This window comes from Streptomyces sp. NPDC006430, assembly GCF_040612395.1.
In the GTDB taxonomy this organism is placed as follows: domain Bacteria; phylum Actinomycetota; class Actinomycetes; order Streptomycetales; family Streptomycetaceae; genus Streptomyces.
Genome location: NZ_JBEXQA010000006.1, coordinates 92,057 through 104,201, shown reverse-complemented (window position 1 = coordinate 104,201; position 12,145 = coordinate 92,057). Strand labels below are relative to the sequence as shown.

The following is a 12,145-nucleotide window of genomic DNA, read 5'->3' as shown; positions in this document are numbered from 1 at the left end:
CGTGAATCAGGAAATCCGCTTCGCCTCGCACCAGCCCCGGCGATCTCACCGGATCGAGGTTTTCACGACCCGGCGGGCCAATGAGCGGTCCCGCTCGACGCCTAAAGACAAATAACCGGGGGAAATGACCTCTCCCAACCTCCCCCCTCCCCCTCTCACCCGGTCGGGTGAATCACCCCAACCGAGCTGGCACATACGACAATTGACCGGGCACTCTGACTCCCGACAACCCCATAAACGCATTCGGCCCCCGTCCGGGACTGGCATCCCGACCGAGGGCCTGACCACAGCGGAAGTGAACCCCTTCCCCATGGCTGACCAGCAGCTTAGCGCGCCCGTGCGCGCCTCGTCGGGCATCCGACACATCAACCGCGACCACCGGGCGCGGTATGTCAAGATCGGCAACCACCTCGCCCAGCACCGCGAGTTGAGCATCACCGCGATCGGGCTGGCCACGCACATCCAGTCCCTCCCGGCCGGCGCCAAGGTGACCATCAAGGCCCTCGCCGAACGCTTCCCCGAGGGCGAGGTGCGGATCGCTGCTGCCCTGCGCGAGCTGGAGCAGCACGGCTACCTGGGCCGATACCAGGAGCGGATGCCGTCGGGCCGCGTCATCACTCGCACGGTGTCGTACAACAACCCGCCCGCCCTGCAGGCGGAAGCGGACGGCGACCGGCCTCCGCCGGAGCCCCCCAAGCCGAAGCAGCGCCGCCCGGAGCCGGACCCCGTACCGGCGGCCACGGTCCCGGCCCCTACCCCGGAGCCACTGCCCGAGTCAGCCGCCTCCGCCCCGGAAACCCACCGCCAGGCGGCGGAACTGCTGGCCTGCCTACGCCTGCGGGACCCCCGACTGCTCCTCTCGGAGCGTGACGTGGCCCGCCTGGCCCCGTCGGCAGCCGCCTGGCTGGAGCGCGGCGTGCCTCGGGCCGCGGTCAGCGCCGCCCTGTCCGGCAGCCTCCCCGCGGGCACGATCCACTCCCCCGCGGCCCTGCTGACCCACCGCCTGCGAGCCCTGCTCCCGCCCCGCCTCCCGCACTTCCCGCCGTCTCCGGTCCCCGCCCCCCGGGACCGCGAAGTTCACCCGATCCAGATCTGCGACACCTGCGACCGCGTAGCGTTCCGCTCCCTCACCCCCGGCAACTGCCCGGGCTGTTCAACAGCCGCACCCGCAGCCGCCTGATCTCAGATCCGACGGTCAGCCGACGTGGACGGCGATGGTCCGCGCGCACACCAGGGACTCGGTGTGCGTCGTGTTCACCTCCAGGTCGTAGAACCCGCCCTCGTGAACCACATCCGCAGCGGCGTGAGATGCTCTGGCACAAATGATCATGACAGTCAAGGGGTGGGGCAGCAGCGGTGGGAGCAAGTGGCGAGCGGCCGTCCGTCAGTGACAAAGAATGGGCCGAGTTCATGCAGCGGGCGGAGGAGGAGACCGGGCAGGGGCCCAAGGAGCCGTCCGCACGGGCACGGATGGTGACCGAGCGGCTGCGGCAGGAGGATGCCGAGCGGGCCCTGGCCGCCGGGGGCCGCAGGAAGTGGTTCCGGCGGAAGCCCGAGCCCGTACGGAACGAGCCGCCCGGGTGGCGGACCGGCCCGGCCTGGCAGGAGAGGGAGGGCCGGAGCGGGCCCGGCCGGCTCAAGGCGGCGCTGGCGATCGTGCTGATCGCCGGGCTGGCTCTCGTAGTCCTGCGGCCGGAGCTGCTCATCGACCGGCTGACGGGCGAAGCCGAGCAGGACGCGAAGAGCCGGCAGCCACTGGCGGCGGAGTCCGTACGGCCGACCGCGCCGCCGGTCGAGCAGTTTCCCGACCGTCCGACCCTCAAGGAGCCCTTCCGCGGGTCCCCGGCCGTTCAGTGGGCCGAGGGAGAAGGCGCCATCGAGCTGCCCGAGGCGCAGGCCTCCGGCGGGCTCACCGCGGCGCAGGTCGCGGACGGGCTGAAGCTGACCAAACAGCTGTTGGTGCTGTCCAACCTGGATCCCGCCACGCTGCGCGGCGGTCGGCCCGACGAGGCACTGAAGCTGCTCGAACCGCGGCAGGACAGCGTGTACGGAATGCTGGTGAAGGCCATGGCGGCGCCCGGCAAGGAGCAGGACCCGGTGTCGATGTTCACCCGCTTCGACCCCGCCGAGGTGCGGCTGGTCGGCGATGTGGTCAAGACGCGCGGACGGATGACCTTCGAGGCCGGGCAGCGGCCCGGCGAGGTGCTGGTCAAGGCCGACTACACCTTCGTGTACCCGCTGGTGCGGGCGAAGGCGGGGTCGGACGAAGTCACTCGGACCGTCGTCCGCCGACAGCTCACCGTGGCCCTGGACGACCCGAAGCGGTACGCGGTGACCGCGGGCACCGTGGCGGTGGTCGACTACCCGAACGACATCGGCAACTCGGCGTGCGGTGTCTACGACGGATTCCTGCACCCGTCCTTCCCCAGCGACGGCCTGGTCCCGGGGGACGCGCCCAGCGGGCCGGCCAAGGACCCGTACGACCGCAGCCAGGACCTCCACCAGGGCGACGAAGGGTGCGGGACGGTCTCCCGGACCTGAACGCAGGACGTACCGGCCGCGTGGCGCGGTTCGACGCGTTCGCGTGGCCGGGGTGACGGCGCCAAAGGGCTTCGTCGGCGGCCCTGTCCATGAATGACCGTATTGGGCCGGGGTCGCTCCCGCCTCCGAATGCACCATGATCGGGCGCGGGAAAGAGTGACATGCGTCACGGCGCACTCGCCGACCGAAGGCTTTCTTGACGGAGCGTTAACCCGCCGACATTTCGACATTTGTCCCTTTTGGAATTGACATTCCCCTATCCGCCGGGAACGGAATCGGCGGTACCGATGGAATCACCGCCGACCGCCCTGGTCACGGCCATTTCTGAGAAACCATCAGACGGTTGCAGTAGTGATCTGATCGTGACCATGCACGATCGCCGGCACGTTTCAAGCCGCGATTCGAATGCCTCGGCCGGGTCGGAAACAGAAACTTGCCAGGCCATTGGAGGCCTTTTCAGAATGGCGACTCCTCCGGCACCCCGCGATTAGGGCGCCGGAAGCTTCGCGATCACCGAATGAGGTCACGCATGCAGAAGCATCGGAAGAAGACGTCCTACAAGAAAATAGTCATCGGGGTCGGGGCGCTCGCCATCGTGGGTGTTCCCACCGCCGCCATGGCCTGCTTCGACACGCAGGACAACGGCCGGACGCGGACCGCGAGCAAGCACGAGCGGCGCCCGTGGCAGTACGCGCCCACAGCCGCTCCGAGCACCCTGCCGCCCGTGGATGTCCCGCTCCCGAGCAGCCCGCCGAGCAGCCCCGCGGCGCCCGCGCCCGCGCAGCCGGTCGTCCGGACCTCCCCGCCCGCGCAGCCGAAGCCGGCGCAGCCGCCGGTCGCCACTAAGAAGCCGCAGGCGCCCCAGCCGTCGACGACCACCGCCCCGCCGGCGAGCGGTGCCGTCGCCGCGGTCCTCGCGCTCGTCAACCAGGAACGCGCCGCCGCCGGATGCTCGGCCGTCTCCCTCAACGCGAAGCTCACGAAGGCCGCACAGGACCACAGTGCGGACATGGCCTCCCACAGCAACATGTCCCACACCGGCTCCGACGGCTCGGACCCGGGCACGCGCATCACCCGCGCCGGGTACGCGTGGACCACGTACGGCGAGAACGTCGCCTACGGCTACAGCACTCCCGAGAAGGTCATGGAGGGCTGGATGAACAGCCAGGGGCACCGGGAGAACATCCTGAACTGCTCCTTCAAGGAGATCGGCATCGGCCTGGCGCAGCCCGGCAACTACTGGACCCAGGACTTCGGCACGGCGCGCTGACGCACCCGGGCCGGGGGCCGTTCCTCCGGCTCAGCTGGCTCAGCCCCGGTTCAGCCTCCGTAGAACAGGTCCTCCACCACCGCCCGGGCACGGCGGGTGATGCGACGGTAGTCGTCGAGCATCTCCCCGACCGTGCCCTCGGCGTATCCGAGGTAGCGGCCGACGGCGGCCAGTTCGCGGGCTTCCGTCGGGAAGGTGTCCCCGGCCCGGCCGCGGACCAGCATCACGGCGTTGCGGACGCGGGTGGCGAGGACCCAGGCCTCGTCCAGGATCTGCGCCTCCTCCGTCGGGATCAGCCCGGCCGCGTGGGCGGCGGCCAGGGCCTCGCGGGTCCGGGTGGTGCGCAGGCCGGGCTCGGACCAGGCGTGCCGCATCTGGATCAGTTGGACGGTCCACTCGACGTCGCTGAGTCCGCCGCGGCCCAGTTTGGTGTGCAGGGTCGGGTCGGCGCCGCGCGGCAGCCGCTCCGATTCCATCCGGGCCTTGAGCCGCCGGATCTCCCGTACGGCCTCCTCGCCGAGGCCCTCCGACGGGTAGCGCAGCGGGTCGACGAGGTCGATGAAGCGGCGGCCGAGGTCGATGTCCCCGGCGACCGGTTCGGCGCGCAGCAGGGCCTGGCTCTCCCAGGTCAGGGCCCAGCGCCGGTAGTAGGCGGCGTAGGACGGGAGCGTGCGCACGAGGGGGCCGGAGCGGCCTTCCGGGCGCAGGTCGGCGTCGATGAGCAGCGGCGGGTCGGCGGTGGGGAGTTGGAGCAGCCGGCGCATTTCGGCGATGACGGCCTGGGCGGCCTTCGCGGCCTCCTGTTCGTCCACGCCCTCGCGGGGTTCGTGGACGAACAGGACGTCGGCGTCGGAGCCGTAGCCGAGCTCGTGGCCGCCGAAGCGGCCGACCCCGATGACCGCGAAACGGGTGGGCAGGGTCTCGCCCCAGTGGTTGCGGACGGCGGCGCGCAGGGCCCCGGCGATGGTGACGGCGGTGAGGTCGGACACGGCGTTGCCGACCCGGTCGACCAGGGCTCCCGGGTCCTCCTCGGCCGGGCGCTCCTCCGTACCGTACGAGCCGATGATGTCGGCGGCAGTGGTACGGAACAGCTCGCGGCGGCGCACCCCGCGGGCCGCGACGACGCCGGCTTCGGCGCTGTCGGCGCGACCGACGGCGGCGAGCACCTCCTGCTCCAGGGCCTCGTGTGTACGGGGCTGGAGCCCCTCGGGGTCACCGAGCAGGGCGACCGCCTCGGGGGCGCGCATCAGCAGGTCGGGGGCGAGGCGGCCGGCGGACAGGACGCGGGCCAGGTTCTCGGCGGCGGCGCCCTCGTCGCGCAGCAGGCGCAGGTACCAGGGGGTCTTGCCGAGGGCGTCGGAGACCTTGCGGAAGTTCAGGAGTCCGGCGTCCGGGTCGGCGGAGTCGGCGAACCAGCCGAGCATCACGGGAAGCAGGGTGCGCTGGATGGCGGCCTTGCGGGTGACGCCGGAGGCCAGGGCTTCGAGGTGGCGCAGGGCCGCGGCGGGGTCCGCGTAGCCGAGGGCTTCGAGTCGCTGGCCCGCGGCGCGCGGGGAGAGCCGGGTCTCGCCGGGGGCGAGCTGGGCGACGGCGTCGAGCAGCGGCCGGTAGAAGAGCTTCTCGTGCAGGCGCCGGACCACGGAGGCGTGGCGGCGCCAGGCCTTGTTGAGCTCGGCGACGGGTTCGGTGCGCAGCCCGAGGGAGCGGCCGAGGCGGCGCAGGTCGGCCTCGTCCTCGGGGACGAGGTGGGTGCGGCGCAGCCGGTACAGCTGGATGCGGTGCTCCATGGCGCGCAGGAAGCGGTACGCGTCGCCCAGTTGGGCGGCGTCGGCGCGCCCGACGTAGCCGCCGGCGGCGAGGGCGTGCAGGGCGTCGAGGGTGGTGCCGGAACGCAGGCTGGCATCGCTGCGGCCGTGGACGAGCTGGAGCAGCTGGACGGCGAACTCGACGTCGCGCAGGCCGCCGGGGCCGAGTTTGAGCTCGCGGTCGACCTGGGACGCGGGAATGTTGTCGACGACGCGGCGGCGCATCTTCTGGACGTCGGCGACGAAGTTCTCGCGTTCGGCGGCCTGCCAGACCATGGGCGTTATGGCCTCGACGTACTGGGCGCCGAGTTCCGGGTCGCCGGCCACGGCGCGCGCCTTGAGCAGGGCCTGGAACTCCCAGGTCTTGGCCCAACGCTGGTAGTAGGCGAGGTGCGAGGCGAGGGTGCGGACGAGGGGGCCGTTGCGGCCCTCGGGGCGCAGGTTCGCGTCGACGGGCCAGATGGTGCCCTCGATGGTGGTCTCGGAGCAGATCCGCATGAGGTGGGAGGCGAGACGGGTGGCGGCCTGGAGTGCCTTGGCCTCTTCGGCCCCGTTGGCGGCGTCCCCCACGAAGATGACGTCGACGTCGGAGACGTAATTGAGTTCGTTGCCGCCGCACTTGCCCATGGCGATGACGGCGAGCCGGCACTGGGCGGCGTCCTCGGGAGCGGCGGCGGAGGCGATGCGCAGGGCGGCCCGGAGGGTGGCGGTGGCGAGGTCGGCGAGCTCGGCGGCGGTCTGGGCGAGGTCGATGGTGCCGCAGACGTCGCGGGCTGCGATCGAGAGCAGGCAGCGGCGGTAGGCCACGCGTAGCGCGATGGGGTCGTGGGCCCGGGCCAGCCCCCGTTCGAACTCGGCGAGGCCGGGGTGCAGATCGGCGGCCTCGTACGTGACGAGGGCGTGCCAGTCGCGGGGGTGGCGGGCGAGGTGGTCGGCGAGCGCCTCGGACGCGCCGAGTACGCGCAGGAGGCGGTCGCGCAGCGGCTTGGCGCTGACGAGGGTGTCGAGGAGTACGGGCCGCTCGTCGTCGCTCTGCGCCTCGGCGAGCCGGACGAGCCCGAGCAGGGCCAGATCGGGATCGGCGGTGGCCCCAAGGGCGTCGAGGAGCACCGGATCGGTGCGTACGGAGGCCAGTGCGTCGGAGTCGAGCAGCCGGGCGGCGGCCGAGGGATCGGTGAATCCGCTGCGCAGCAGTCGGATGAAGGTGCTGCTCCTGCGTCCCGGAACCGTCATCCCGCCACCTCCCGTGTGCGTCGCCGCCACTGCCCGAGCGGCCTGGGGGGAGCCTAGCCGGAGCAGGCGTTCGACTCGCCGGCGCGCCTCGGCGCGTACCATGAGGCGGATTATCGGATTATCTGAATACTTAGTCCGAAGCCACGTGTTCTTCCGAGGCCCCGGGCTGTCAGGGGCCCGCTGCCCCCGTCCCGTCCCGCCGCCCCAAGGACCCACATGCCCGACGGACGCCCCGCCCCGGGCCCTTGGCGCCACGGAGCGGACGGCCCTCCGTCGCACCCCCGACCGAACGGCCAGCCGTGGGACCCCCCGCAGCCATGGCCGCACGGCCCGGGAGCGGGCAGTCCCGACTGGGACCCCTCGCAGCCGCCGCAAGCCGGACCGGGTCGAATCCCCCCGCAGCCGCCGCAGGACGGAGCCGCAGGGCAGGGGCACCGGTTCGGGCCCGAAGAGCCCAACGGGCTGTCCCGTACGGCCCACCCCCGGGACGGCGCAGCCACGTTGCCCGGACCTCGCACGCCGTCCGCCGGACCCGGCACGCCGTCCGCCGGACCTGTGCCCGAGCAGCAGGGCGGTGGCCCCGTCGAGGGCCGGGACCGAGCCGCCACGGCATCGACCGTCGGGGGGAACGGGCCGGCCACCCGCCCCGTCGGCCGCGCCTCCCGGCGTTCCGGCGACGCCAACGACCCCGCATCCGGCGCCCACGGGGCCGTGCGGCGTGGGCGTACCACCGACCCGGCAGACACGGGCACCCGCCGCCGGTCCTCCCCGCAGGGGCGCGACGCGGCGGGCGTGCGGCGCTGGGCCCGGTTCGTCAAGACCGTGGCCTTCTGCGCCGCCACCGCCGCCTGCGGCATGCTCGTACTCCGCGGCAACGACGTGCTCGACGCGCTCGGCGGACTCGACGGACTCGACGGGCTGGCGAACGCCCGCCCCGCCGACCACAAGACGGCCGCACCCGGCGCACCCGCCGCACCCGGCACTTCCGCCGTACCCACCAACGCGCCCGACCCCGGCCGCGTGGTGCAGATCGTCGCCCACCCCGACGACGACCTGTACTTCATGAACCCGGACCTGCGGTATTCCATAGCCGCCGGCCACCCCGTCACCACGGTCTACCTCACGGCCGGCGAGGCCGACGGCGTCAACGCCGTCGAGGGCAAACGGGCCACCACCCCGCCCAACAAGCCGGCCTACGCCGAGGCCCGTCAGAACGGCATCCGCGCCGCCTACGCCAAGATGGCCACAGGTGACCGCAGCAGCGCGTGGAAGCGCACCGCTGTCGCGACCAAGGGCGGCGGGCACGCCGAAGTCGACGTCCTCGTCGCCCGGCCCGAGGTCAACCTCGTCTGGTTGCAGATGCGCGAGGCCGGCAGCGTCTACGACAACGCCCCCGACAGCCTGCACGGCCTGTGGGACAACAAAGTGGCGCGGCTGGAGTCCGTGCTCGCCTCCGGCACGCCGGTGAAGCAGAAGTTCTCGTACTCGAAGGACCAGGTCGTCCAGTCCGTCGTCGGCATCCTGGAGCACTACAAACCGACCACGATCCGCTCTCAGGACCCGACCCCCGGCCGGTCCCCCGGCACGAAGCGGTACACCGACCACCAGGACCACTTCTACGGCGCCCGCTTCGTACAGGCCGCCCTCGCCGCGTACGCGAAGGACGTCAAGGAGCGCCCGCACTTCGTGGTGCAGAACTACGTCGGCTACTCCAACGGTTCCCTGCCCAGCGCCCTGGACCCGAACGAGGCCAAGGAGAAGTTGGACATCCTGGACGTCTACGCCTGGCTCGACAAGCAGAACCATTGTGGCAGCGAGGCCGGTTGCGGCGACCTCAAGGTTGCGGACCATCCGGAGGGCAACAACTGGACCTCGACCGTCAACTACGCCCGCGGCACCGGCACCTCTTGGCTGACGTCCGACAAGGAGCACGGGCTGTGGGCGTTCAAGGTGCTCGACGGCCAGGTCGCCGTGTGGCACCGGACCGGTCTGATAGGCCGTTGGAGCGGACCGCGCCTGCTGCCCGGCACCGGCATGGACCAGGGCATCTCCACGGTCACGCTGCCGGACGGCCGGATCGCCGCCTTCGGCACCCGCACCTCCTTCGGCGCCCGGCCCGCCGACTACCGGCGCGAGGTCGTGTACGCCGTCCAGAAGAGCGCGGGCGCGCAGGAGTTCGGGGACTGGCAGTCGCTGGGCACGCCCGAGACCGCGGACGAGAACTGGACCTCCGACATCAGCGCCCCCGCCGTCTCGGTCGACGGCACCGGGCAGTTGGCTACGTACGTGCGCGACGGCGCGTACACCCTGCGCGGGCGGGTGCAGCTCGCGAACGGCGGATGGGGGCCGTGGGAGCGCTACGGCGGCGCCGACCTGCACAGCACCCCGGTCACCGCCACGGACGGCGCCGGGCGTCGCATGGTGTTCGCCTCCACCACCAAGACGGTCCTGGGCTGGGCCCAGGCGAAGCCGGGCGGCCCCCTGGGGCCGGCCACGCCCACCGGGCTGCCGGACACCACGCTCCCGCTGACGGCGGAGGGGCGCGAGGGCGGGGTGCGGCTGTGGTTCCGCAAGCCGGGCTCGGGCAACGTGCGGACCGCTCTGGTGACGGGTGAGGGCGGGCTGAAGGTGAACCACCTGACCGACCTCGGCGGGCTCCAGGGCTTCGGTTCGGTGACGGCGAGCGGGCATGTGCTGGCCGGCCGCTCGGCGGGCGGCCAACTGGGCTCGGACCTCGGCTCGGGGCGGCCCTGGGCACGGTCGGCGTTGATGTTCGTCGGGGCGCCGTCCTCCACGGTGACCGGCAAGAACACGGTCAGCCTGGCAGTGGTGGGGCTCGACGCGCGGCTGTACGTGACCTCCTCGTCGTCGTCGGACGACGCGAACGCGTACCTGACGCCCTGGCTGCCGGTCGGCCCGCGCAACACAGGACGCTGAGCAGGTCCGGGTAAATCCGAGCGCAAGCGGGCGCGGGCGGGCGCAAGCGGGCGCGTGTGGGGCACGGGCGGGGCGCGTGTGGGGCACGTGCCCGGATCGGATCTGCACGCGGCACGATCGCATCCGGTCGTTCCCGAAAAGTCGGAGTCGTCGAGCGAATCGGTGAACCAAGTTCCCCGTTTTCGCCTCTCACTGACTGCACCGACCCAACTGACTGCTCGCGGTTCTTCCCGCCCGGAACGACCCCAAGGCGTGACCGATGCCGATTGCCCGCCGCCGCTTCCTCCTCGCGGCGCTCCTCCCCGTGCTCACCGTGGGCGCCACCGGCGTACTCGCCGTCGCCACCGGCGAGCAGACCTCGGCGGAGGCCATTCAGGAGAAGAACCCGACCGCCGTGCTCCCGGTGAGCACCACGGCCGGATCGGTCCTCCAGGTCGTCGCCCATCCCGACGACGACCTGTTCTTCATGAACCCGGACCTCAGCCGGTCACTGACGGCCGGCACCCCGCTGACGGCCGTGTACCTGACCTCCGGAGAAGCCGACGGCCGCAACGAGGCCCGCGGGGGCGGCGCCTGGGACCCGGAGCAGCCCGCCGACCGCTCCCACTACGCGGAGGCCCGGCAGAACGGCATCCGCTCCGCCTACGCCCAGATGGCCACCGGCGACCGCACCAGCGTGTGGAAGCGCACGGTCATACCCACCGCGGGCGGCGGCCACGCCGAGCTCGACGTCCTGATCGCCCGGCCGCAGGTCAACCTGGTGTGGCTGCAACTGCGCGAGGCCCGCAACCCCACCGCCGAGAACCCGGAGAGCCTGCGCGGCCTGTGGAACGGGAAGATACCCGCGCTCGGCGCCCAGCTGGCCTCCGGCACCCCGGTCAAGCAGCCGCCCACGTACACCAAGGACCAGGTGATACAGGCGATATCCGGGCTGCTGGCGCAGTACAAGCCGACGACGATACGCATGCAGGACCCGACGCCGGGCCGCTACCACGAGACCGGCAAGTACACCGACCACCAGGACCACCTGTACGGCGCCCGCTTCGTGCAGGCCGCCACCGCCTCGTACGCCGCCCAGGTCACCGACCGCCCGCGGTTCTCGGTGCAGAACTACCTCGGGTACCACAACGGCACCCTCCCCCACGCGCTGGACCCGCAGACCGCCGAGACGAAGATCGGCTACCTCAAGACGTACGCCTGGTTCGACCACGCCAACTACTGCGGCAGCCCCTCCGGTTGCGGAGACCGCAAGGTGGCGGGCAGCCCCACCGGACGCCACTGGGCCCAGTCGCTGCGCTACGCCCGCGCCGACAGCACGTCCTGGCTGGCGGCGGGCACCCCCGGCCGACTCTGGGCCTTCGCGGCCCTGGACGGCCAGATGGCCGTCTGGACCCGGCAGGGCGCCCCGGGCCGCTGGACCGGCCCGGCCCTGCTTCCCGGCACCGGCATCGACCCCGGCGCGAGCACGGCCCGCCTGCCCGACGGCCGCCTCGCGGTCCTCGCCACCCGCACGAACTTCGGCGCCGTCCCCGAGGGCTACCGGCGCGAGATCGTGTACGCCGTGCAGTCCGCGCCGGACGGCCCGTTCGGGGCGTGGCAGTCGCTCGGCACCCCCGAAGCGAACGACGAGGACGGCACCTCCTCGATCAGCGCGCCGTCGGCGACCGTGGCCCCGGACGGCCGGCTGACCGTCTACGTCCGCGATGCGCGCCGCACCCTGCGCGCCCGCGAACAGCAGCCGGACGGCAGCTTCGGCCCCTGGCAGGGCCTGGGCGGCGAGGACCTGCAGAGCGACCCGGTGACGGCGGTCGACGCCGCCGGACGGCGCCACGTGTACGTCACCACCAGCAAGAGCGTCTTGGCCTGGACCCAGCCCGCCCCGGGCGCCCCGCTCGCCGGGCCGTTCCCGACCGGCCTGCCGGCGACCACGGTCCCCCTCTCGGCGTCCCCGGACGGCGCGGGCATCCGGCTCTACTTCCGCCGCCCCGACTCGGGAACGGTCCGTACGGCCCTGGTCACGGCGGACTCCGGCAAACCGCAGGTCTCCAGCGTCTCGGAGACCGGCGGCCGGGCCGGCTACGGCGCGGTCGGCGTCGCGGGCCGGTTCCTGTCAGGCCGCGCGGACACGGGCACGGTCAGCACGACGGGCCTCGGCGGCCCGCCGGCGTGGAAGGAATCGAAGATGCTCTACGCGGGCGCCCCGGCCGGTGTCCTCGAACAGGCGGGCGCGACGACCACGGCGGTCCTGGGGCTGGATGCCCAGCTCCACATCGCCACCACCCCACCCGCCACCCCGGACCCCGCCCAAGCCACCCGCACCACCTGGCACCTGGCGGTCCCCCCGTCCTGAGCCGAGATC

At 72.6% G+C, this 12,145-nt stretch carries 6 protein-coding genes and 1 pseudogene; 5 read left to right on the top strand and 2 right to left on the bottom strand.

Features of this window, described 5'->3' with window-relative positions; translation table 11 throughout:
* Window positions 1-310 precede the first annotated feature (310 nt).
* The gene (locus tag ABZZ20_RS11815; protein WP_356869245.1) at window positions 311-1,180 is read left to right on the top strand and encodes a helix-turn-helix domain-containing protein; all 870 of its coding nucleotides are present in this window, start codon (window positions 311-313) and stop codon (window positions 1,178-1,180) included.
* Between the two features lie 15 nt (window positions 1,181-1,195).
* On the opposite strand, the pseudogene ABZZ20_RS11810 reads toward ABZZ20_RS11815, so the two are convergent.
* Window positions 1,196-1,303: pseudogene (locus ABZZ20_RS11810) on the bottom strand (chloramphenicol phosphotransferase); the annotation flags it as partial.
* 107 nt (window positions 1,304-1,410) lie between these two features.
* Here ABZZ20_RS11810 and ABZZ20_RS11805 point away from each other — a divergent pair.
* Together ABZZ20_RS11805 and ABZZ20_RS11800 are read left to right on the top strand one after the other, a co-directional pair.
* The gene (locus tag ABZZ20_RS11805) at window positions 1,411-2,541 is read left to right on the top strand and encodes a hypothetical protein (RefSeq protein ID WP_356869244.1); all 1,131 of its coding nucleotides are present in this window, start codon (window positions 1,411-1,413) and stop codon (window positions 2,539-2,541) included.
* Between the two features lie 529 nt (window positions 2,542-3,070).
* A complete protein-coding gene (locus ABZZ20_RS11800) occupies window positions 3,071-3,811 on the top strand; it encodes a CAP domain-containing protein (RefSeq protein WP_356869243.1) in 741 nt (246 codons plus the stop codon).
* A gap of 50 nt (window positions 3,812-3,861) precedes the next feature.
* Here ABZZ20_RS11800 and ABZZ20_RS11795 read toward each other — a convergent pair whose 3' ends face one another.
* Window positions 3,862-6,849, bottom strand: coding sequence for a bifunctional [glutamine synthetase] adenylyltransferase/[glutamine synthetase]-adenylyl-L-tyrosine phosphorylase (locus ABZZ20_RS11795; RefSeq protein ID WP_356869242.1), 2,988 nt, complete (start codon window positions 6,847-6,849; stop codon window positions 3,862-3,864).
* 555 nt (window positions 6,850-7,404) lie between these two features.
* Between ABZZ20_RS11795 and ABZZ20_RS11790 the strand changes: the two genes are divergently transcribed.
* Together ABZZ20_RS11790 and ABZZ20_RS11785 are read left to right on the top strand one after the other, a co-directional pair.
* A complete protein-coding gene (locus tag ABZZ20_RS11790) occupies window positions 7,405-9,786 on the top strand; it encodes a PIG-L family deacetylase (protein WP_356869241.1) in 2,382 nt (793 codons plus the stop codon).
* Window positions 9,787-10,045: 259 nt separating this feature from the next.
* Window positions 10,046-12,136 (top strand): PIG-L family deacetylase, encoded by a 2,091-nt coding sequence (locus tag ABZZ20_RS11785; RefSeq protein WP_356869240.1) that lies wholly within the window; start codon window positions 10,046-10,048, stop codon window positions 12,134-12,136.
* Window positions 12,137-12,145: the final 9 nt, after the last annotated feature.

Coding starts and splice junctions, on each gene's coding strand:
- ABZZ20_RS11815 (WP_356869245.1), top strand. CDS start 311: ATGGCTGACCAGCAGCTTAGCGCGCCCGTGCGCGCCTCGTCGGGCATC.
- ABZZ20_RS11805 (WP_356869244.1), top strand. CDS start 1,411: ATGCAGCGGGCGGAGGAGGAGACCGGGCAGGGGCCCAAGGAGCCGTCC.
- ABZZ20_RS11800 (WP_356869243.1), top strand. CDS start 3,071: ATGCAGAAGCATCGGAAGAAGACGTCCTACAAGAAAATAGTCATCGGG.
- ABZZ20_RS11795 (WP_356869242.1), bottom strand. CDS start 6,849: ATGACGGTTCCGGGACGCAGGAGCAGCACCTTCATCCGACTGCTGCGC.
- ABZZ20_RS11785 (WP_356869240.1), top strand. CDS start 10,046: ATGCCGATTGCCCGCCGCCGCTTCCTCCTCGCGGCGCTCCTCCCCGTG.